Source organism: Salinisphaera orenii subsp. orenii MK-B5, from assembly GCF_003788635.1.
GTDB lineage: Bacteria > Pseudomonadota > Gammaproteobacteria > Nevskiales > Salinisphaeraceae > Salinisphaera > Salinisphaera orenii.
The window spans coordinates 273,769-294,967 of record NZ_AYKH01000012.1; the positions used below are offsets into that span (position 1 = coordinate 273,769).

Here is a 21,199-nt window from a genome sequence, read left to right on the forward strand (position 1 = left end):
CAACCCCGCCTTCAGCGGCGACCCAGCCAGTGCGCGTTGTCCGCTCCCAGAGCCGGGGGCGCACCGAGCGCGGCGCGGGCGCCCCCGTCGAAACGCAGCGGGCATCCGACCGCACCATCCTCGACGAGGCCGCGCGCACGGACGTGCGCCTGAGCCAGCGCCTCGTCCAGAGTGAGCACCGGCGTGGTACAGGCATCCGCATCCGCCAGCAGCGCCACCCACGCGTCCCGCGGGCGGGTGCGAAACAAGGCCGCAAGCCCCCAGTGCAACGGCCGCGTGGCAATACGGGCACGCCGAGGATCGGCCAGGGCGTCACGCATGCGGGCTCGCCAACCGCCGAGGCGCCCGGCTGTGGCCTGCCGACTGGATCCTCCCCCTCCTGTCGATGCCCCGCGCCGGCCGCCGCCAAACCCCGGCGGCGCCACCCGGGCGAGCAGCCGGCCGAAGAACTTCGGCTCCAGCGCGCCGACCGCCAGATAACGCCCGTCGCGGCATTTGTAGACCCGGTAGTTCGGCAGCGCGCCGGTGAGCATATCGGCGCCGCGCGGCTGGGTCACGCCGAGACCGTTGAGCGTGGCCATGGCCACCGGCTGCAGCGCCAGCGAGCCGTCGAGCATGGCCGCATCCACGAAGGCGCCCTGCCCGCTCGCGCGCGCGCCGATCACCGCTGCCAGCACGCCCACCGCACAGGTGAGCGCACCGCCGGCCAGATCCGCGATCTGTACGTTCGAGATCGCCGGCGCGCCGCCGGCCGTGCCGTTCTGGTCGAGCACGCCGGCCAGCGCCAGATAGTTGAGATCGTGGCCGGCGGCGTCGGCGAGCGGCCCGGTCTGGCCGTAGCCGGTCAGCGCGGCATAGACGAGCCGCGGGTTGATCGCCTTGAGCGTGTCGTAACCGCAGCCCAGGCGCTCCATCACGCCGGGGCGAAAGGATTCGATCACCACATCGGCGTCCGCGACGAGCACCTTGAACGCGGCCAGGTCTTCGGCCACGCGCAGATCGAGCGTCACCGACGCCTTGCCGCGATTGACCTGTTCGAACAGCGCCGGCGACAGGCTGCGGGCGTAATCGCCGCCGTCGGGGTCCTCGATCTTGATCACCTCGGCGCCCATCTGGGCGAGCAGCTGGGTGGCGTGCGGGCCGGGCAGCAGACGCGTGAGATCGAGCACGCGCACGCCTTTGAGCAGAGAGTTCGTCATGGCCTGTTCCGAAATCTAAGAAATGAGTGCCCTGATGACTACTCGGCCACGCCGATTGAGGCAGCCATTTTCCATACGCCGCGCGCTTGCCGGCCTGCGGTCTGGCCCACCGGACGTTCGAACACCGATCGGCCGACTAGGCCAAACCTCATCCGCTACGATCGTAGCCGCGCAACCCGCTTTGAGGATCGAGCCGCACGAGTCTACGAAACCCGCGGCCGAACCCCATGGCCCTTTCGCGTCGATCAAGCCGCGTCTCGACGGCTGGCCTCGGACGGCGCGACCGCACGGGCGAAGAAGTCCGACTCGCTGAAGACATCGACCTCGATCGCGGCCAGGCGTGCCCCACGCGCCGCGCTCAGGCGCTCAGCCTCGTCGGCCTCGATCACGCCGGCTTCGCGTGCGGCCTGTGCCAGCGCGTCGGGTTCGCCCGCCGGCAGCTCGCCCGCTTTCTGTTCGGCCTTGATGCGCTCGACGATCGGCGCCGTGTCGGCCACGCGATGAAAGGCGTCGAATAGCCGGCCCACGCCCGAATCGGGGTTCTCGGGCATGAAGATATCGGCGTTAAGCCGCGCGCTCTGGGCATCGATACGCTGCGACACCGCGGCGGCGGCCATCGCCATGCGGTCGTCCGGCAGACGCGCCAGCCGGTTGACCCGCAGAATTGGCAGGAATACACCGCGCAGCAGCTTGCCGAGCGGGCCGTCGAAGTTCTCGTAGATGCCCTCGAAAGCCTCCTGCACCTTCGCCAGGCTCAAGCGCAGCGCGTAATCAACGAGCACGCGATCCTCGCGCGGCCGGCCCTCGGCCTCGAAGCGGCGCAGCGTCGAAAAGCCCATCAGCATCCACGCCAGCGCATCGGCATAGCGGCCGGTCAGGTTGCCGCGCATCTTGAGCCGGCCGCCGACGAAGAACAGCGCCAGATCCGTGAACAGGGCAAAACGCGACGCCGCCCATCCGAGTTTCCTGTAATAGCGTTTCGTGGCCGCGTCCACATCGGGCACCCGCACGAAGGCGCCGCGCGTCAGCCCGTGTCCGACCGTGCGGCCCAGATTGGCGAGGAAATGCCCGATCCAGCCCCGCATGCCTTTCGAGAACGCGCGGGCGTCGTCGTTTTCAACCGCATGGACTACGTCGAGCGCATGCGGATGGCAGCGGATCGCGCCCTGGCCGAAAACCATGAGCGTGCGCGTCATGATGTTCGCACCCTCCACGGTGATCGCCACCGGCGCGCTGCAATAGCCGCGGCCGATGATGTTGTTCGGCCCCTGCATCACGCCGGCGCCCGAGAACACATCCATGGCATCGGTGGCGGACTGGCGCGCCAGTTCCGTGGTGTAAGCCTTCATCACCCCCGACACCACTGGCGGGTTGATGCCGTCATCCACCGCCGTGCAGCCGAACACGCGCGCGCCCTCGGTCATATAGGCGAGCGCGTTGAGACGGCCGATCGGCGTGGCCACGCCTTCCATGCGCCCGATCGGCAGGCCGAACTGCTGGCGCACCATCGAATAGGCGCCGGTGGCCGCGGCCACGGTACGAATGCCGCCCACCGCGGTCGCCGGCAACGAGACCATGCGCCCGCCGGCCAGGCTTTCCATGAGCATGCGCCAGCCGCCGCCGGCCTGGTCGCGCCCACCGAGGATGTTGTCGGCCGACACGACCACGTCTTCGCCCATCAGCGGGCCGTTCGGGAACGCCTCGCCGATCGGCTCGTGGCGATCGCCCTGGATGAGCCCCGGCGTGCCGCCGTGGATCAGCACCACGGTGATGCCCGGCGCTTCGCCCTGGCCGAGCAGATTGTCCGGGTCGCGCAGCCGACAGGCCAGCGAGATGAGATTGGCCACCGGCCCGAGCGTGATATAGCGCTTGCGGAAATTCAGCCGCAGCCTGATCTCGTCGTCGGCATCGCGAAACGCCTCGGCGTCGGCGGTGAGCGACGCCGCGTCCGAGCCGGCGGTGGGCTCGGTCAGGCCGAAGCACGGCAGGTATTCACCCCGGGCCAGGCGCGGCAGGTAGTGATCCTGCTGTGCCTCGGTGCCGTATTCGACCAGCAACTCGGCCGCGCCGAGGGTGTTCGGAATCACCACATAGGCGGACAGGATGCCCGAATGCGGCGTGACCTTGGCCATGATCGCCGAGCGCGCGAGCGTGGAGAATTCCTTGCCGCCGTAGGCCCTGGGGATGATCAGCCCGAAGAATCCGGCCTCGGCCATGAATTCGATGATGTGGTCCGGCACGCGCCGCGTGAGTGCGATCTCGTTGCAGTCGGCGCGCGAGAGCAGTTCTTCGACCGGCCCGTCCATGAACGCCTGCTCCTCGGCGGAGAGGCGGCCGTAGCGCGCATCGAGCATCGCGGCGAAATCAGGTTTGCCCGAAAAGAACTGACCGTCGACCCAGACATTGCCGGCCTCAAGGGCCTGGCGTTCGGTATCGGAAATGCGCGGCAGGACATCGTTGGCCTGCATCCAGTGCATGAGCGCGGTGAACATGACGAGCCTCCGGGCTGGGCGTCGGGCCGCCGCCGGCGGTTGCCGGCGATGAGCGGCTCAGGAATAGAATCGGCCGTGCGACGCCGAGCGCGCGCTCGCCATCGTCTTGAGGATCGGCGCCGGTTCGAAGCGAGGGCCGTGGCGCTCGACCAGCGCATGCAGCCGGTCGACGAAACGCGCAACGCCCACGGCGTCGATATAACGAAACGGCCCGCCGGTGAACGGCAGAAAGCCCAGCCCGAAGACGGCGCCGATATCGCCGTGCATGGGCTCACGGATGACGCGCTCGGACAGGCAATGCGCGGCCTCGTTGGCGAAGGCCAGCGTGCAGCGCTCGACGATCTCGGCCGCATCCGGCGCGCGCCCGCCATCGCGCTGCTGTGCGAGCAGCCGTTCGAGATCGGCATTGGCGGGCCGCTTCTCGCCTTTCTTCGTCTTCGCGGTGTAGTCGTAGAAGCCCTTGCCGGACTTGCGTCCCAGATGACCGGCCTCGATCATCCTCTGCGAGGCGTCGGGTGCGCTCATGCGCTCGCCGAAGGCGGCCTCCAGGATCGGGCCGACCTTCACGCCCACGTCCACGCCCACTTCGTCGCGCAACGTCATCGGCCCCACGGGAAAACCGTGGTCGGTCAGCGCCTGGTCGATCTGGCGCACACCGGCGCCCTCCGACAGCAGGCGCGCGGCCTCGTTGAGATACGGCGAGAGCACGCGCGTGGTATAGAAACCGGGGCCGTCGCCGACCACGATCACGGTCTTGCCCTGGGCCTTGCCGAAGGCCACCGCGGTGGCGATCGTCTTCTTCGACGTCTGTTCGGTGGCGATGATCTCGAGCAAGGGCATCTTCTCGACCGGCGAGAAGTAGTGCAGCCCGATCACGTTCTCGGGGCGCTTCGCCTGCGCGGCGATCTCGGCGATCGGCAAAGAGGACGTGTTGGTCGCGAAGATGCAGTCGGTATTCGCGCATGCGTCCGCCGCGGCCTCGACGTCGGCGAGCATGGCCCGCTTGAGATCGAGATCCTCGAAGACCGCTTCGACGACGAGTTCGCAGGCGCCGATGCCGCTGTAGTCGGTCGTGCCCGTGACCTGGTGCAGGCAGCGATCCGCCTGCGCCCGTGTCATCGCCTTCTTGGCCACACGCCGGGCATAGAACTGCTGGACGTGATCGAGCCCGCGGGCGAGACCGTCATCGCTGACGTCCTTGAGGCGTACCGGCAAGCCGGCCTTGTCGATGGTCACGGTCGCGATGCCCGCGCCCATCAGCCCCGCACCGAGGACGCCGACGCGGCGCACGGCGCGGGCCTTGACGTTGCGGGCCACGAACGTCGTCCTCTTGAGGGCTTCGGTCGCGTGGTAGACATGGCGCAGCGACTGCGACTCCGGCGTCATCGCCAGCTCGCCGAACGCCTTCGCCTCGGCGTCGAAGCCGGCCTGTACACCGCGGGCGAAACCGGTCGCGACCACGTCGATGATGCGCTCCGGCGCCGGGTAATTGCCGCGCGTTTTCGAGCGCGTGCGTTTGCGCGCCTGAGCGAACAGCAGACGGCGGCCGAGCGTCGTGTCCTCCAGCGCGGCGTGGGTCAGGCCGTTCACGCCGGCGCCGATGCGCGCGCGTGCCCGCCCGAACAGCGACGCGCTGCCGGTGAGCGAGCGTTTGCCGGCGAAGCGCGCCTGGCGGATCGCCTCGTCGCGCAGCGCCTCGGGCGCGACCACCGTGTCCACGATGCCGCACGCCTTCGCCTGGGCCGGGCGCAGCTTGCGACCGGTGAGCATGAGATCCAGCGCCGCCTGGATGCCGACCAGGCGCGGCAGGCGCTGGGTGCCGCCGGCCGCCGGCAGCAGGCCGAGCATCACCTCGGGCAGCCCGAGCGTGGTCGCCGCCGTATCCGCGGCGATGCGCACGTCGCAGGCCAGAGCCAACTCCAGACCGCCGCCGAGACAGGCCCCCTCGATCGCGGCCACCACCGGCACGTGCAGCTTCGAGAGCCGGCGAAAGCCCGCCTGGCCCTGCTTCGAGAGCGCCTCGACATCGGCCGCGCTCTTCTGCGCATCGAGCATGTCGATATCGGCGCCGGCCATGAAAGAGCCCGGCCTGGCGGAAACCAGCACCACGCCGATGACCTCGGTGTCGTGCTCGAGCGATTCGAGCAGCGTCTCGAAGGCCGGCGCGAAGTCGGCCCTGAGGGTGTTCTGGGTCGCCCCCGGCACGGCGAATCGCACGACGGCGATGCCATCGTCGCGGCGCTCCACGGCGAACAGGTCGGCGTCGGCCGACGTGTGGGTGGGTGCGCCGGACGTGCGCGGGGCGGCTGCCGACGAGGGAGACGTCTTTTCAGCGCTTGCGTTGCTCATGGCTCGGCCTGCAGTGGATTCGAAGGGGAAGGCGCTTCAGTCACGCTCGAGGATCATCGCGGCGCCGATGCCGCCGGCCGCACAGGCGGTGGTCATCGCCAGTCCGCCGCCGCGGCGCTCGAGCTCGTGCGCGGTCTGAATGAGGATGCGGGCCCCGGTGGCACCGAAGGGATGTCCGAAGGCGATAGAGCCGCCGTTCACGTTGAGGATGTCGCGCTCGATCGTGTCCAGCGGCCTGTGGCCGGTGGTCTCGGGCAGATAGGTCTTCGATTCCATGCCGCGGATGTTGGCCTCGACCTGGGCGGCGAAGGCCTCGTGCATGTCGATGAGCGTGAGGTCGGACAGCGCGAGACCGGCACGCTCGAGCGCCACCGGGGCGGCCATCACCGGGCCCATCAGCAGGTCGCGCTCGGGCGTCTTGGCCGCAAAGGCGTAGCTGCGGATATAGGCCAGCGGCTCATAGCCCAGCGCCTTGGCGCGCGCCTCGCTCATCAGCAGCATCGCCGCCGCGCCGTCGGTCAGCGGGCTGGCGTTGGCGGCGGTCACGCTACCGTTGCGCTTGTCGAAGACGGGCCTGAGCTTATCGTAGCCGGCGCGCTCGCTGTTCGTTCGCACCAGATTGTCGTCGTTGACGGGCACGGTCTTGCCGTTCGCGTTCACGAACGCGGTCATGCGCTGTGCGTCCATACGGCCGTCCGAGAGCGCGGCGGCGGCGTTCACATGCGAGGCGTGGGCGATATCGTCCTGCTCGGCGCGGGTCACGCCCCAGGTCTTGGCCATCTGCTCCGCCGACTCGCCCATCGTCTTGCCGGTCGAGTATTCGGTGATTGAGGGCGTGCGCGGCAGCAGGTCCCTCGGCCGCAACCGCGAGAGGATGCGCAGCCGGTCGGTGTGGGACCTGGCCTGCGAGGCATCGCGCAGCGCGTCCGACAGGCGCTTGGACAACGGGACCGCGATATCCGAGGTCGAATCCGTGCCGCCCGTCATCACGACGTCCGCGTGGCCGAGCGCGATCGCTTCGGCGCCGCTGGCCGCGGTCTGGAAACTCGTCGCACAGGCTCGAGTGATCGAATAGGCGTCGGTGCGCGGGTCCATGCCCGAGGCCAGCACGATCTCGCGGGCGATGAACGGCGCCTCCGGCTTCATGATCGTCATGCCGAAGATCGCCTGCTCGACATCGGCCGCGGCGAGCCCGGTCCGGGCCAGCACCTCCGCGGCGGCCATCGCCCCCAGGTCGACGGCATCGGCATCACGAAACGCGGTGGCGATACGCGCGAACGGCGTGCGCACCCCGGCCACGATGGCGATCCGCCCGTGCGGGCCGGACAGCGGATTCGGAGCGGGGTGTGAAGCGGCACCTGCCTGGGTCATGGCGATCGACCTCTCGATCTCACAAAACAATATGTAATCCGTATTACGCCTGACCTTCTCGGGCCACGCCGCTACGTGGCTGTTGACGCTATTTCTTATCAGTGCTCAATGTCAATAAAAAGAAAATAATACTTTTTGACTTGAACGCAATCCGGAATACACGCCGTGGCAGGTTCAACAGGGCCGGAATTCCGGCGCGCGCCGCACACTCTTGCCGGCGCATCGAAGGCGCGGCGCCACGTTGTTCGCGCAGCGACCGTCGCGTCGGGTGCGCTTGGATTAAATCGAATGCGAGGCCCGCTCCTCACTAAAGACGATCTATCGGCATTACGGCGACAAGCGCGGGCGGCTCGACGCCTGCGTGCTGGACCGGGCCCATCGACTCGCCACTCGCATGAACGATGACCTGGTCGGCATCGAGATCTATGAAGGATCGCCTGCAAAGGGGGCCGAGTCGTACTCCACTAGTTCGCGCAGGTCGCGAGCATGAGCCTGGCCTCGTTATATCCCGACGACATCTGACACAGCGTCACCGACGACCGGCGACGGCTCATCGGCCTGTTCCCGCAAATTCTCGCGGAGGGCCGCGAACGGGGCGTGCTCAATGATCGGGTCATCGAGGAGTCCTGCTGGACTAGTTCTGCGGCGCGCTCGTCCGACTCATCCGGATGCACTCGCTGCGCACCGGGGAACGCCGCTCAAGGCGCAGACGAGGGTGCTTTTCAAGATGCTCTGGCGCGCGATGGCCCGCCCCGCCGAGACCGCGCAATCGCAGTAGCCATCGGGCCTGCCGCCGTCATCGGCGACGGCAGAACGCGACCGGGTTCGACCCCGGACATGCAAGTCCGGCGCGTCTTACGTATACTGCCATCCGTTCATCCGGATAGGGAGATATTGCCAATGAGTCGCTACTTGTTCACGTCGGAATCCGTCACCGGCGGTCATCCCGACAAACTGTCCGACCAGGTGTCGGATGCGATTCTCGACGCCTACCTCGAGCAGGACCCGACCGCCAAGGTCGCCTGCGAGACAGCCTGCAAGACCGGCTTCGTCATGGTCTTCGGCGAGATCAAGACCGACGAGAGCAAGAAGGTCAACGTACCGGTCGAGAAGATCGTGCGCGATACCGTGCGCGACATCGGCTACACGGACTCGGACATGGGGTTTGACGCCGACACCTGTGCGGTCATGAATGTCCTCGGCGAGCAGTCGGCGGACATCAACCAGGGCGTCGACCGCGGCGACCCCAAGGAACAGGGCGCCGGCGACCAGGGCCTGATGTTCGGCTACGCCTGTGACGAGACGGACGTGCTCATGCCCGCCCCGATCACCTATGCCCACCGGCTGGTGCGCAAGCAGGCCGAGCTGATGAAGTCCGGCAAGCTGGACTGGCTGCGCCCGGACGCCAAATCCCAGGTGACCTTCGAGTACGAGAACGGCAAGCCGGCCGCGATCAACGCCGTCGTGCTGTCGACCCAGCACGATCCCGAGATCAGCCAGGCGGACCTCAAGGACGCCGTTCAGGAAGAGATCATCAAGCCGGTGATCGGCGACTGGCTGACCGACAACCCGACGGTCCACATCAACCCGACCGGCAAGTTCGAAGTCGGCGGCCCGCTGGGCGATGCCGGTCTGACCGGCCGCAAGATCATCGTCGACACCTATGGCGGCATGGCCCGTCACGGCGGCGGTGCCTTCTCCGGCAAGGACCCGTCCAAGGTCGACCGTTCCGCGGCCTACGCCGCGCGCTACGTCGCCAAGAACGTGGTCGCCGCGGGCCTGGCCTCGAAGTGCGAAGTCGCGCTGTCGTACGCCATCGGCGTGGCCGAGCCGACCTCGATCTGGGTCGAGACCTTCGGTACCGGCAAGGTCGACGACGAGAAGCTCACCAAGCTCATCCGCGATCACTTCGATCTGCGCCCCTACGGCATCCTGACGATGCTCGAGCTGCAGCGTGCGATCTACTACCCGACCGCCGCCTACGGGCACTTCGGTCGCGAGGACGTCGACCTGCCCTGGGAGCGCACCGACAAGGCCGAGGCGCTGGCCAAGGACGCCGGCCTGCAGGCGGCCTGAAGCGCCGCCCTATCCCAGCCGCCGGTAGCCGGCGGGCCTGTCGGCCCGTCGCGCACCGCGGCCGCTTTCCGATTTCACCAGGAGACAGACCAACATGAGTGCACCTGCCGAAAAGATGGGTCAGGATTACGTCGTTGCCGATATCTCGCTCGCGGCCTGGGGCCGGCGCGAGATCGAGATTGCCGAGACCGAAATGCCGGGGCTCGTCGCTCTGCGCGAGGAATTCGGCGACTCGCAGCCGCTCAAGGGCGCGCGCATCGCCGGCGCCCTGCACATGACGATCCAGACCGCCGTGCTGATCGAGACGCTGGCCGCCCTGGGCGCGGACATTCGCTGGGCGTCCTGCAACGTGTTCTCCACGCAGGACCACGCCGCCGCGGCCATCGCCGAGCGCGGCATTCCGGTCTACGCCTACAAGGGCGAGACCCAGGAAGAGTACTGGGAGTACATCCACGCCATCATGGACTGGCACGACGGCGGCCTGCCGAACCTGATCCTCGACGACGGCGGCGACGCCACCACGCTGGCGACCTTCGGCGTGAAGGCGACCGAGGATCCCTCGCTGCTCGACAACCCGGGCTCGAACGAGGAGAAGGCGCTGTTCAAGGTGATGAAGCAGCGGCTGTCCGAACAGCCGGACTTCTACACCAAGCTGGGCAAGGCCATCACCGGCGTCTCCGAGGAGACGACCACCGGCGTGCATCGCCTGTACCACATGGCCAAGGAAGGCGGCCTGACCTTCCCGGCGATCAACGTCAACGACTCGGTCACCAAGTCGAAGTTCGACAACCTCTACGGCTGTCGTGAATCGCTGGTCGACGGCATCAAGCGCGCCACCGACGTCATGGTCGCCGGCAAGGTCGCCATCGTCTGCGGCTACGGCGACGTCGGCAAGGGCAGCGTGCAGTCGCTGCGCGGCCTGGGTGCCACGGTCTGCGTCACCGAGATCGACCCGATCAACGCGCTGCAGGCGGCCATGGAAGGCCTGCGCGTGGTGGATCTGGAAGACCCGGGCGTGGTCGAGCAGGCGGACATCTTCGTGACCGCCACCGGCAACTACCACGTGATCAACCACGATCACCTCAAGCGCATGAAGAACGAGGCGATCGTCTGCAACATCGGGCACTTCGACAACGAGATCGACGTGGCCGCGCTCGAGCAGTACGAGTGGGAGGAGATCAAGCCGCAGGTCGATCACATCACCTTCCCCGACGGCAAGAAGATCATCCTGCTGGCCGAGGGTCGCTTGGTGAACCTGGGCTGTGCCACGGGCCATCCGAGCTACGTGATGTCCAACTCCTTCACCAACCAGGTGCTGGCCCAGATCGAGCTCTGGAACCACAGGGACCGCTACAACAACGAGGTCTACGTACTGCCCAAGCATCTGGACGAGAAGGTCGCCGCGCTCCATCTGGAACGCGTCAACGCCAAGCTCACGAAGATGTCGCAGACCCAGGCGGACTACCTCGGCGTGCCCGTCGAAGGCCCCTACAAGCCGGATCACTACCGCTACTAAGGCGGGCAGCCGGCCGCTTTCGGCCGACATTCGGCACGCGAAACCGGCCCGCCACGTGCGGGCCGGCTTTTATGCACTGTCTTCGCGTTCACTCGGTTCAACGCTTCGGTACACGCTTATGACGAACGCATCCCAGAGTTCCTACAGCATCGAATTCTTTCCGCCCAAGGGCCCGAAGGGCGAGGCCCGGCTCGACGACGCCCGGGCCCGGCTCGCCGAACTCGGCCCGGCCTTCTTCTCGGTGACCTTCGGCGCCGGCGGCACCACGCGCTCGGGCACCCTCAAGACGGTCAAGCGCTGCATGGAGACCACCGGTATCCCGGCGGCCCCCCATCTGTCCTGCGTCGAGGGCACGCGCGAGAGCATCGGCGAGTTCCTCGACAACTACAAGGCGGCGGGGGTGGATCGCATCGTCGCCCTGCGCGGTGACCTGCCCGAGGGCATGGACCGGCCCGCCGGCGAATTCGCCTACGCCAACGAACTGGTCGAGTTCATCCGCGAGCGCCACGGCGACGACTTTCACATCGAAGTCGGCTGCTATCCGGAATATCATCCGCAGGCGCCCTCGCCGGCCGCCGACGTCGACAACTTCGTGCGCAAGGTCAAGGCCGGCGCCGATTCGGCGATGACCCAGTATTTCTACAACGCCGACGCCTACTTCAACTTCTGCGACGAAGCCGCAGCCAAGGGCGTCGACATCCCGATCGTGCCGGGCATCATGCCGATCACCAACTTCGAGCAGGTCTCGCGCTTTTCGGCCATGTGCGGCGCCGACATTCCGCGCTGGATCCGTCAGAAGATGGAATCCTACGGCGACGATCTGGAATCGGTGCAGGCCTTCGGCCAGGATCTGGTCGCGCGCCTGTGCGAACGTCTACTCGCCGGCGGCGCGCCCGGTCTGCATTTCTACAGCCTCAACAAGGCCGACCCGACCTGCTGGCTCTGGCGCGAACTGGGGCTGCCCACCCAGGACACCGCGAGCGCGGCCAACGGCTGACAACCGCCGGACGCAGCGCGCATCGGGTGGAGTACCCGTCAGGCCGACGATTCATCGTCGGCCTTTTTCGTGGGGACAGCCGCTTCAGAGCTCGTTGAACATGTCCCGCATGGCGTCGTTGTACTTCGCCGTGAGCCGCGCGAACTCGCGGCGATCGGCCTCGCTCCAGTCACGAAACGCGCTCTCCACGCGATCGAGCCGACGCTGGCGGGTGCGGTTCGCGGCCTCTCGGCCCGCCTCGGTGATGGTGACGAAACCACCGCGGCGGTCGTCCGGATTGTCCAGCTTGTCGACGAAACCGGCCTGCTTCATGGCCGCGACCTGACGCGTGACCGTCGAGGCGTCGAGATTGACCTGGGCGGCGAGCGTGCCCACCGACTGGCGGTCCTCCCGCTCGAGCAGGATCAACAGAAGATAATGGGCCCGCTCGAGGCCGAAATCGAAGCGGCGACGTGCGGCCTCGAGCCGACGCACCAGGAAGGCGAGCTCGAATTCGAGCGCCTGAACGGAGGGACAGGTGGTCGGCAGGTGATGGCTTTGCGGTTTGTCCTGCGCCGGCGTGCTGCGAGTCATGGGTGTCATCCACTCGGGTTCGGTTGAGTTTCGAAAACGGATCCCGTTGTTCCACAGATATCTGCAGGATACACGAATGACTGGCGATGTAACCCCTTCGCGTCCCCCTCGTCATTCGGACGCCGCAGCAGCCGAAAGGTTCACCCACGGTATCGGCACTGCGGGCGCTCGGTTAACCTTGCGCATTATATCGCCATTGCGGGAGAAATGATGCGCGGCTGCTTTCTCGATGCCGGCTCCATGGGCGACGCCCTGGACTGGACGGCTCTGACCGATACGCTCGACGACTGGACCTGGCATCACAACACCGAGCCCGCGGAGGTCGGCGAGCGCCTGCGCGGCGTGGACGTCGCCGTCACCAACAAGGTGGTGCTGGATGCCGGAACCATCGCCGCTGCGGACGCCCTCAAGCTCATCTGCGTGGCCGCGACGGGCGTCAACAACGTCGATCTGCAGGCCGCCGCCGATCACGGGATCCCGGTACTCAACGTCTCGGGCTACGGCACCCCCGCGGTTTCCCAGCACGTGCTCGCCCTGATGCTCGGCCACGCCACCCGCTGGGCCGCCTACGATGCCGCAGTGAAGCGCGGCGCCTGGGCCCAGAGCGAATTCTTCTGCTTCCTCGACTATCCCATCGAGGAACTCGACGGCCAGACGCTCGGCATCGTCGGCCACGGCGAACTCGGCGGCGCCGTGGCCCGGCTGGCCGAAGCCTTCGGCATGACCGTGCTCGTATCCGAACGGCCGGGTGCCGACGACGTTCGCCCCGGTCGCGTCGCCTTCGACGACGTGCTCACGCGCGCCGATTTCATCAGCCTGCACTGCCCGCTGACCCCCGAGACCGAGCATCTGATCGACGCCGCGGCACTGGCGCGGATGAAATCCAACGCGTTCCTGATCAACACCGCCCGCGGCGGGATCGTGGACGCCAGCGCGCTGATCGCGGCCCTGCGCGAAGGCCGGATCGCGGGCGCGGCGCTGGATGTCCTCGACCAAGAACCGCCGCCGGCGGATCATCCCCTGCTCGATCCGAGCATCCCGAACCTGGTGGTCACGCCGCACAGCGCCTGGGCCAGCCGCGGCGCGCGCCAGCGCCTGCTGAACCAGATCGCGGCCAACGTGCGGGCATTCCGGGCGGGCGACACCGACCACCGGGTGAACTAGCGCGAACGACGACGCCAGATCACCAGCCGATTGTTCGCCGGCATCGGCCGGACGTCGGCCGGGTCGAGCCCGTGCCGCCCCGCCAGCGCGTCCAAATCGTCCAGGCGCCGCAGCCCCATGGCGGGGTCGCGGGCGCGCAGGGCCGCGTCGAAACGGGCATTGCTCTCGGTCAGGGCCGCCTCGGGCTCGATGAACGGCCCATAGAGACACAGCAGCCCGGCCGCGTTCAGACACGCCCCGGCGCCGGCGAACAGCGCGCCGACGGCGTCCCAATCCATGATGTGGGCGACGTTGGCGCCGAACACCGCGTCGAAGCGCGCGGCCGGCCACGCCCCCCGGACATCGAGCGCCAGCGGCGCCGGCAGCCGCGTCATGTCGGCTTCGACCAGCGCCGCGACCAGCCGCCGATGATGCGCCGGGGCCTCGCTCGTCTGCCAGATGACCTGCGGCAGGCGGTGGATCGCCTCGAAGGCATGCGTGCCATCGCCCGCGCCCACTTCGAGCACCCGGCGCGCATCGACCAGCCACGGCGCCAGCGCGTCGAAGATCGGCTGCTTGTTGCGCTCGGCCGCGCTGTCGTCGCCGATGCGCGTGCTCATCGCTTGCGCGCCAGGGTCAGGCCGTCACCGATCGGCACGAGGCTGAGATCCACGCGCTCGTCGTCGCGCAGCCGCCGGTTGAACGCGCGAATGGCCTCGGTGTCCGCGCTCGCGTCGTCGGGATCGATCACCCGGCCGTGCCAGAGCGTGTTGTCGGCGATCACCAGCCCGCCCGGGGCGAGCAGCGCCAGCGCGCGCTCGTAATAGTCCAGATAGCCGGTCTTGTCGGCATCGATGAACACGAAGTCGTGGCGGCCGGCCATGCCCGCGGCGATCTCGGCGTCGAGCGTGGCCATCGCCGGGCCGATACGCAGGTCGATACGGTCGGCCACGCCCGCCCGCGCCCAGTCCGCTCGGGCGCGCTGGGTGATCTCGGCGTCGCTGTCACAGGCGATCAGACAGCCGTCGGGCGGCAGCGCCTCGGCGATCCAGAGGCTCGAGTAGCCCGCGAACACGCCGATCTCGATGCCGCGACGGGCGCCCATCAGCCGCAGCAGCAGCGCGATCAGCTGCCCCTGCTCGGGATCGATCTGCAGGCCGGCGTCGTCGCGGCTGGCGGTCACACGCCGGTTGTCGGCCATGACCGCGGTCTCGCGACTGCTGATATGGCGAAGATAGGTGACCAGCTCCGCGTCGTACATGACACACCTCGCTCTCGGGGGCCGAAACCAGGGCTGCGTCGGCCGAACCGTGGCAGCATACCGCCGTCCTCCGTCGGCACGAAATCGCCATGGCCGCGCTCGAGATTCTGCACCTGACCGATCCCCATCTGCTGGCGGCAGCGCACGCGCGGCTGCACGGCTGGCAGGTCGAGACGAGCTTCGGCGCGGTGCTGGCCGACGCCCTCCGCCGTTACCCGAACTGCGCCGCCCTTGTCCTGGGCGGCGATCTGGTCGACGACGAGAGCGTGGCCGGCTATCAGCGTCTCGACGCACGCCTGCGCGCACTCGGCCGACCGGTGCTGGCGATGGCCGGCAACCATGACGACCCGGCGCGCATGCAGCGACATCTCGCCGCGGCCACCGTGCACGGCGTGCTGGATATCGGCGACTGGCGGTTGGTCGCCCTGGACAGTCACCAGCCGGGCACCGCGTCCGGGCACCTCGGCGAACGACGGATCGAAGCACTGGCGCAGACGCTCGGCGCCTGCCCCCACCGCCCGACGCTCGTGTTCGTTCATCACCCGCCGGCTGCGGTCGGCAGTGCCTGGGTCGACGCCATCGGCCTGGACGACGGCGCGGCCCTGCGGACTTGCCTGGCCGCGCAGCCGCAGGTTCGGGCCGTGGTCTGTGGGCACGCCCATCAGGACGCGCGTATCGATTGCGGCGGTTTCGATTGCCTCGTCACACCCTCGACCATGCGCCAGTTCCTGCCGGGAGCGACGGATTTCGGTCTCGATCCGAAGCGCGGGCCCGGCTATCGCTGTATCGAGCTGGACGACCACGGCCGCTGGTGCACCCGCGTCCACCGGGTCGCGGTCGCGGACGCCTGTGGATAAATCCGGGGATAGTTTGTGCGTCCGCTCGTGACGCCCAGCGTCAGTTCGGCCTAAATATCTCGGGACGTCCCGCCTTCCAACCATTAATTGTTTATTTTCAGAATCCTACGAGATGACAAAAAAAGGCAGTCGTGTGCTTAACAAAGCCTCTGTTCAGCGACAACCCCGTTGACATTGTGCATAACCGCTGGGCCGCTAAAGACACTCGTTGAGCTATACGCGCTAACCGCTTGAGCGCAAACGCTAAACGAAGAGAATTCACAAAACCTGTGGATAACTCTGTGGAAACGCGTCGAACGAAGCGCGTCATCGGGCATGTGATCAGGGATTTGCGCAAACCGGCGATTTTGTAACCAGTCCGACACACCGATTTAAAATCAGAAGTTTATCCAATAATCGAGGGTGCGATATCGAGAACCGGAAAAAATCCGCGACCGATCGCCATCGCCCGGACGTGCATTGTGCATAACGTCCGGAAAACGGCCGCCCGGTGTTAGACTCGCGGCCATGACGCGCCCCAATATCCTGGTCATCGCAGGTCACGACCCGAGCGGCGGTGCCGGCATCCAGGCCGACATCGAATCCGCGGCCGCCAATGGTGCCCACGCCGCCACCGTGGTCACGCTACTGACCTGTCAGGACACCACCAACGTGTACGGCGTGTCGCCGGTCGAGATCGGTTTCTTCCGCCGCTGTCTGGATACCGCGATCGCCGACATGTCGTTCGGCGCGATCAAGATCGGGGTGGTTGCGGACGTCGCGCAGGTCGCGGCCATCGCCGAACTCGTGCAGGCGCGTCCCGACATTCCGCTGGTGGTCGATCCGGTGCTGCGCGCGGCCGGCGGCGGCACACTCGCCGGCGATGCGGTCGGCCAGGCGTTGCGCGATCAGCTGTTCGCCCATGCCACGGTGATCACCCCCAACGCCGCCGAGGCACGGCTGCTCTGCGACGGCGAATCCGAGCTGGCGCGCTGCGGCGAGCGCCTGTCGCGCCCCGGCGGCCATGCGCTGATCACCGGCGGCGACGAAGACGGCGCGGCTGTGGTCAACCGCGGATTCGTCGCCGGGCGCCTGGCCCACACCTACGAGTGGCCGCGCGTGCCGGGCGTCTTTCACGGCTCGGGCTGCACGCTCGCCAGCGCGATCGCGGCGCGCCTGGCCTGCGGTGACGCCACCGAGCGCGCGCTCGCCCAGGCCCAGGACTACACCTGGCGTGCGATCGAACACGGCTTCGCCGCCGGCCGCGGCCAGCGGATACCGGATCGCCGACCCCTGCCATGAGCGCGCCGCACGGTGTCTATGCCATCTACGACCGCACCACCCTGGCCGACGACGCGCTCGATCGGGTCGACGCCGTGCTCGCCCACGGCGCCCGGTGGCTGCAGTATCGCGACAAGCGGCCACAGGCACCGGACAAGGCGCTGATCGCCGCCCTGGCCGCGCGTACGCGCGCGCACGACGCGCGCCTGATCATCAACGACGACTGGCGGCTGGCCGCGGCCTGCGGTGCCGACGGCGTTCATCTCGGCCAGAGCGACGGCAGCATCGCCGCCGCCCGCGCGGGCCTCGGCCCGGAGGCGATCATCGGCGTGAGCTGCTCGGGCGAGCTCGAGCGCGCGCGGCGGGGCGTCGCCGAAGGCGCGAGCTATGTCAGCTTCGGCCGTTTCTTCGCATCGCGGACCAAGCCCGACGCGCCGCCGGCCGATCCGGCCGTGCTCGGCGCTGCGCGCGCGCTCGGCGTGCCGGTGGTCGCCATCGGCGGCATCGACGCCCACAATGCGCCACGTCTGATCGCGGCCGGCGCGGATCTCGTCGCCGTCGCCGGCGCCCTGTTCGCGGCCGCCGACAGCGCCGCGGCCACGCGCGAGCTGGCCGCCGCCGTGGCCGCGGCCCGACGATCTTCGGATATTCATCTGCTTCAGGAGTCTCGATCATGAGCGAACCCGCAGCCCGTCCCGGCCCGCGCTCGGCGGCCCTGTTCGAGCGCGCACGGCGCTTCACCCCCGGCGGCGTCAACTCGCCGGCGCGCACCTTCGACGGGGTCGGCGGCGGCGCCCCGGCCTTCATCGATCGTGCCAGCGGCGCGCGCATCCACGACGTCGACGGCAACGCCTATGTCGACTACGTCGGTTCGTTCGGGCCCATGATCCTCGGCCACGCCGACCCGGCGGTGATCGAGGCGGTCCAGAAGCAAGCGGCCAAGGGCCTGTCCTTCGGCGCGCCCACCGGGCTGGAGGTCGAACTCGCCGAGCTGATCTGCGACATGGTCGACTCGATCGAGTCGGTGCGCATGGTCAACTCCGGCACCGAGGCGGCGATGACCGCCATCCGGCTAGCGCGGGGCCATACCGGCCGCAACAAGATCCTCAAGTTCGCGGGCAACTACCACGGCCACGTCGACGCCCTGCTGGTCAACGCCGGCTCGGGCGCCCTCACCCTCGGCATTCCGGGCTCCCCGGGCGTGCCGCAGTCGGTGGTCGACGACACACTGGTGGCGACCTACAACGACCTGGACTCGGTGGCCGAGGCCTTCGCCGCCCACGGCGACGAGATCGCGGCCGTCATGGTCGAACCGGTGGCGGGCAACATGAACTGCGTGCCGCCGGTCGAGGGCTTTCTCGAGGGCCTGCGCGCGCTCTGCGACGACCACGGGGCGCTGTTGGTCTTCGATGAGGTGATGACGGGCTTCCGGGTGCACCCGGCCTGCGCCCAGGCCCACTTCGGCGTGACCCCCGACGTGACCGCGCTCGGCAAGATCGTGGGCGGCGGCATGCCGGTCGGTGCGGTCGGCGCCTCGCGCCGGGTGATGGAGACGCTGGCCCCGACCGGGCCGGTCTACCAGGCCGGCACGCTGTCCGGCCATCCGCTGGGCATGGCCGCCGGCATCGCCACGCTGAGCCAGATTCGCGGCGGCGCGGTGCACGCCGCGATCGAGCCCCGGCTGGACGCGCTCGTCTCGGGCCTCGAGGCGCGCGCCCGCCGCCACGGCGTGCCGCTGACCGTACAGCGGGCCGGCGCGATGTTCGGGCTGTTCTTCACCGACGCGTCGCGGGTGACCCGCTTCGACGAGGTCGCGGCCTGCGACGGCGCCGCCTTCCGGCGATTCTTCCACGCCATGCTCGACCACGGGGTCTATCTCGCGCCGTCGCCGTTCGAGGCGGCCTTCATCTCCCGCGCCCACGACGAGGAGGCCATCGAGGAGACGCTGAACGCGGCGGACGCCGCGTTCGCCGCCGTCGCCCGCGGCTGATCGCCCACCGCGCGCGTGGGTCACGGCCTGCTCGAGGCACTGCTGGGGTGGGTCCAGGCCCACCCGCTGGCGGCGCTCGCGCTCGTGTTCGCGGTCGCGCTCGGGGAATCGCTGTTCCTGTTCGGGCTGCTGATCCCCGGCGCGCTGTTCATGTTCGCCTTCGGCGCGCTCATCGGCGCCGACGCCCTGCCACTGGCGGCCACCTTCGCCGCCGCGATGCTGGGCACGCTGGTCGGCGACGGTGCGAGCTACGCGCTCGGCCGCCGCTACCGCGGCCGCCTGCAGGCGCTGCCCGGCTTCGCCCGGGCGCCGACACTGGTGGCCCGGGGCCAGTCGTTTCTGGCCACGCACGGCGGCAAGGCGATCGTGCTGGGCCGGCTCATCGGTGCGCTGCGCCCGATCGTGCCCACCGTGGCGGGTGCAGCCGGGCTGTCGGTCACACGATTCGCGATCATGGACGTGATCGCCACGCTGGTCTGGGCGCCCTGCTACATCCTGCCCGGCGTGGTCTTCGGCGCCTCGCTGGAGCTCGCCGCCCAGGTCGCGACCCGACTGGCGGTGCTGCTGGTGGTGGTCGCGAGCATCGTATGGCTGGCGGTGGCCGCCGCCCGCTTCACGCTCGCAGCCGGCCGGGTGCTGACCCGACGTTATGCCGAACGCCTGCTCGCCTGGAGCGGTCGCCATCGACGGCTGGGCATCCTCGGCCGCGCGCTCGCGGACCCGCGTCAGCCCGAACTGCCGGCGCTGGCGATTCTCGCGGCCCTGGTCATGGCCGCGACCGCGTTGCTCTACTGCGCGGTCTGGGGCTGGCCGCAGCCGGTCTATCCCGGCCGCTTCGACGCGCTGGCCTTCTACGTCACCCAGAGCCTGCACACGCCGATCTCCGACGGGATCGCACGCGTGCTCGCCGAGATCGGCTCGCCGCTGATCTATCTGCCGTTCGCGGCGGTCATCGGCGCCCTGCTGGCGCTGATGGGCAACTGGCGCGCGGCCGGACACTGGGCGGCGGCGATCGGCTTTTCGGCCCTGGCGACGGTGCTGCTGCGCTGGTGGCTGGCGATTCCGGGCCCCGGCGCGCTGCTGCACGGCCGCGCCCCCGATCCGCTGTTTCTGGCCGGCGGCGGCCAGGATCTGATCCTGTGCGCCACCGTGTACGGGCTGGCCGGCATGGTGCTGGCCTCGCGCCAGCCGGCCGGCGCCCGGCCCTACTATTACGCGGTCACGATCGCCGGCGTCGTGCTGATCGCGCTCGCGCGGCTGTATCTCGGTCTGGACTGGGCGAGCGATCTGCTCATCGGCCTGCCGGTCGCCTTCGTCTGGCTGAACCTGCTCATGCTCTGCTATCGGCGCCAGCGGCCGCGACCGGTACGCGGCCGGCCGGTATTCATGGTTCTGGCGGGCTGTCTGGTGATCGCCGCGCTGCTGACGCTGCTGCCTCAGCGGCCTCTGCCGGAGGCCGCCGGCGCGCAGCCGGCCAGGCCGCTCGCCGACTGGGCCGATGACGGCCACCGTGTGCTGGATGCGCGCATCCGCGACATCGCCGGGCGACCGAGCGCGCCGCTCAACGTCCAGGCCGTCGGCGACGCCCACGCGCTGATCGCGACGCTCGCGCGGGCCGGCTGGCATCCGCCGCCGGGCCTGGACGCTGGCCAGCCGCTGCGCTGGCTCGCACCGGACGTCGACATCGAAACGCTGGCGGTACTCCCGCGCATCCACGACGGGCGCCGCGCCGGCATCACTCTCGTGCACGCCATGCCCGCAGACGAGACGAGTCGGCGCAGCGTGCTGCGGCTCTGGCGCAGCGGCGCCTTCACCGCCGACCGGCATCGGCCGATCTGGGTCGGGATGGTCGATCACCAGCGCGTGGAACGCCGCCTGAGTCTGATCGCCACGGCGGCGGATCAGCGCAGCCACGCGCGGGCGCTGGCCGATCTCGAACGCACGCTCGCGGCGGCCGGCATCGGACATCGCCGGGTCGCGGGCATCGGCGGCACCACACAGCTGCTGCTCTGGTCCCCGGTGCCCGGCGTCGATGCTAAAGTAGCGCCGGACTAGCCGGCCGACCGCTGCGCGGCGCCGGCCCCTCCAGATCGTTCATCGTTCGCGCGGACGCGC

The 21,199-nt window shown here is 68.9% G+C and carries 16 protein-coding genes; 9 read left to right on the plus strand and 7 right to left on the minus strand.

Annotated features, from left to right (window positions below; genetic code table 11):
- Positions 1-11: 11 nt before the first annotated feature.
- From SAOR_RS08140 to fadI, 4 genes are all read right to left on the minus strand, one after another.
- The gene (locus SAOR_RS08140) at positions 12-1,199 is read right to left on the minus strand and encodes a CaiB/BaiF CoA transferase family protein (protein ID WP_123630974.1); all 1,188 of its coding nucleotides are present in this window, start codon (positions 1,197-1,199) and stop codon (positions 12-14) included.
- A gap of 245 nt (positions 1,200-1,444) precedes the next feature.
- Positions 1,445-3,691: an acyl-CoA dehydrogenase gene (locus SAOR_RS08145; protein WP_123630975.1), complete on the minus strand. Its 2,247-nt coding sequence runs from the start codon at positions 3,689-3,691 to the stop codon at positions 1,445-1,447.
- A gap of 57 nt (positions 3,692-3,748) precedes the next feature.
- Positions 3,749-6,040 carry a fatty acid oxidation complex subunit alpha FadJ gene (gene fadJ, locus SAOR_RS08150; RefSeq protein ID WP_123630976.1) on the minus strand — a complete coding sequence of 764 codons (2,292 nt, stop codon included), beginning with the start codon at positions 6,038-6,040 and terminating at the stop codon, positions 3,749-3,751.
- 36 nt (positions 6,041-6,076) lie between these two features.
- Positions 6,077-7,411 carry an acetyl-CoA C-acyltransferase FadI gene (gene fadI / locus SAOR_RS08155; RefSeq protein WP_123630977.1) on the minus strand — a complete coding sequence of 445 codons (1,335 nt, stop codon included), beginning with the start codon at positions 7,409-7,411 and terminating at the stop codon, positions 6,077-6,079.
- A gap of 900 nt (positions 7,412-8,311) precedes the next feature.
- Between fadI and metK the strand changes: the two genes are divergently transcribed.
- From metK to metF, 3 genes are all read left to right on the plus strand, one after another.
- A complete protein-coding gene (gene metK, locus SAOR_RS08160; RefSeq protein ID WP_123590967.1) occupies positions 8,312-9,487 on the plus strand; it encodes a methionine adenosyltransferase in 1,176 nt (391 codons plus the stop codon).
- Positions 9,488-9,581: 94 nt separating this feature from the next.
- The gene (ahcY, locus tag SAOR_RS08165) at positions 9,582-11,003 is read left to right on the plus strand and encodes an adenosylhomocysteinase (protein ID WP_123590966.1); all 1,422 of its coding nucleotides are present in this window, start codon (positions 9,582-9,584) and stop codon (positions 11,001-11,003) included.
- 118 nt (positions 11,004-11,121) lie between these two features.
- A complete protein-coding gene (gene metF, locus SAOR_RS08170) occupies positions 11,122-12,000 on the plus strand; it encodes a methylenetetrahydrofolate reductase [NAD(P)H] (RefSeq protein ID WP_123630978.1) in 879 nt (292 codons plus the stop codon).
- 84 nt (positions 12,001-12,084) lie between these two features.
- Here the strand turns inward: metF and SAOR_RS08175 are convergent, their stop codons facing one another.
- Entirely contained in the window at positions 12,085-12,573 is a 489-nt protein-coding gene (locus SAOR_RS08175; protein WP_185015600.1) for a MarR family winged helix-turn-helix transcriptional regulator, read from the minus strand.
- Between the two features lie 210 nt (positions 12,574-12,783).
- On the opposite strand from SAOR_RS08175, the gene SAOR_RS08180 reads away from it, so the two are divergent.
- Positions 12,784-13,737 carry a 2-hydroxyacid dehydrogenase gene (locus tag SAOR_RS08180; RefSeq protein WP_123630980.1) on the plus strand — a complete coding sequence of 318 codons (954 nt, stop codon included), beginning with the start codon at positions 12,784-12,786 and terminating at the stop codon, positions 13,735-13,737.
- Here SAOR_RS08180 and SAOR_RS08185 read toward each other — a convergent pair.
- Together SAOR_RS08185 and SAOR_RS08190 are read right to left on the minus strand one after the other, a co-directional pair.
- Positions 13,734-14,336: a DUF938 domain-containing protein gene (locus SAOR_RS08185; RefSeq protein WP_123630981.1), complete on the minus strand. Its 603-nt coding sequence runs from the start codon at positions 14,334-14,336 to the stop codon at positions 13,734-13,736. The two genes, SAOR_RS08180 and SAOR_RS08185, sit on opposite strands and share 4 nt — an antisense overlap.
- Complete coding sequence (locus SAOR_RS08190; protein WP_123630982.1) at positions 14,333-14,977, minus strand: O-methyltransferase; 645 nt, start codon at positions 14,975-14,977, stop codon at positions 14,333-14,335. Before SAOR_RS08190 ends, SAOR_RS08185 begins: the two co-directional genes overlap by 4 nt.
- 89 nt (positions 14,978-15,066) lie before the next feature.
- Between SAOR_RS08190 and SAOR_RS08195 the strand changes: the two genes are divergently transcribed.
- The 5 genes from SAOR_RS08195 (at position 15,067) to SAOR_RS08215 (ending at position 21,139) form a co-directional block, all read left to right on the plus strand.
- A complete protein-coding gene (locus SAOR_RS08195) occupies positions 15,067-15,834 on the plus strand; it encodes a metallophosphoesterase (RefSeq protein WP_123590961.1) in 768 nt (255 codons plus the stop codon).
- A gap of 507 nt (positions 15,835-16,341) precedes the next feature.
- Positions 16,342-17,115 (plus strand): bifunctional hydroxymethylpyrimidine kinase/phosphomethylpyrimidine kinase, encoded by a 774-nt coding sequence (thiD, locus tag SAOR_RS08200; protein ID WP_123630983.1) that lies wholly within the window; start codon positions 16,342-16,344, stop codon positions 17,113-17,115.
- Positions 17,112-17,771, plus strand: a complete 660-nt coding sequence (gene thiE, locus SAOR_RS08205) for a thiamine phosphate synthase (protein WP_123630984.1) — start codon at positions 17,112-17,114, stop codon at positions 17,769-17,771. The genes thiD and thiE overlap by 4 nt, the downstream gene beginning before the upstream one ends.
- The gene (hemL, locus tag SAOR_RS08210; RefSeq protein ID WP_123590958.1) at positions 17,768-19,084 is read left to right on the plus strand and encodes a glutamate-1-semialdehyde 2,1-aminomutase; all 1,317 of its coding nucleotides are present in this window, start codon (positions 17,768-17,770) and stop codon (positions 19,082-19,084) included. Before thiE ends, hemL begins: the two co-directional genes overlap by 4 nt.
- 15 nt (positions 19,085-19,099) lie before the next feature.
- Entirely contained in the window at positions 19,100-21,139 is a 2,040-nt protein-coding gene (locus SAOR_RS08215) for a VTT domain-containing protein (RefSeq protein ID WP_123630985.1), read from the plus strand.
- The last annotated feature ends 60 nt before the right edge of the window (positions 21,140-21,199 follow it).

Coding starts and splice junctions, on each gene's coding strand:
- SAOR_RS08140 (WP_123630974.1), bottom strand. CDS start 1,199: ATGACGAACTCTCTGCTCAAAGGCGTGCGCGTGCTCGATCTCACGCGT.
- SAOR_RS08145 (WP_123630975.1), bottom strand. CDS start 3,691: ATGTTCACCGCGCTCATGCACTGGATGCAGGCCAACGATGTCCTGCCG.
- fadJ (WP_123630976.1), bottom strand. CDS start 6,040: ATGAGCAACGCAAGCGCTGAAAAGACGTCTCCCTCGTCGGCAGCCGCC.
- fadI (WP_123630977.1), bottom strand. CDS start 7,411: ATGACCCAGGCAGGTGCCGCTTCACACCCCGCTCCGAATCCGCTGTCC.
- metK (WP_123590967.1), top strand. CDS start 8,312: ATGAGTCGCTACTTGTTCACGTCGGAATCCGTCACCGGCGGTCATCCC.
- ahcY (WP_123590966.1), top strand. CDS start 9,582: ATGAGTGCACCTGCCGAAAAGATGGGTCAGGATTACGTCGTTGCCGAT.
- metF (WP_123630978.1), top strand. CDS start 11,122: ATGACGAACGCATCCCAGAGTTCCTACAGCATCGAATTCTTTCCGCCC.
- SAOR_RS08175 (WP_185015600.1), bottom strand. CDS start 12,573: ATGACTCGCAGCACGCCGGCGCAGGACAAACCGCAAAGCCATCACCTG.
- SAOR_RS08180 (WP_123630980.1), top strand. CDS start 12,784: ATGCGCGGCTGCTTTCTCGATGCCGGCTCCATGGGCGACGCCCTGGAC.
- SAOR_RS08185 (WP_123630981.1), bottom strand. CDS start 14,336: ATGAGCACGCGCATCGGCGACGACAGCGCGGCCGAGCGCAACAAGCAG.
- SAOR_RS08190 (WP_123630982.1), bottom strand. CDS start 14,977: ATGTACGACGCGGAGCTGGTCACCTATCTTCGCCATATCAGCAGTCGC.
- SAOR_RS08195 (WP_123590961.1), top strand. CDS start 15,067: ATGGCCGCGCTCGAGATTCTGCACCTGACCGATCCCCATCTGCTGGCG.
- thiD (WP_123630983.1), top strand. CDS start 16,342: ATGACGCGCCCCAATATCCTGGTCATCGCAGGTCACGACCCGAGCGGC.
- thiE (WP_123630984.1), top strand. CDS start 17,112: ATGAGCGCGCCGCACGGTGTCTATGCCATCTACGACCGCACCACCCTG.
- hemL (WP_123590958.1), top strand. CDS start 17,768: ATGAGCGAACCCGCAGCCCGTCCCGGCCCGCGCTCGGCGGCCCTGTTC.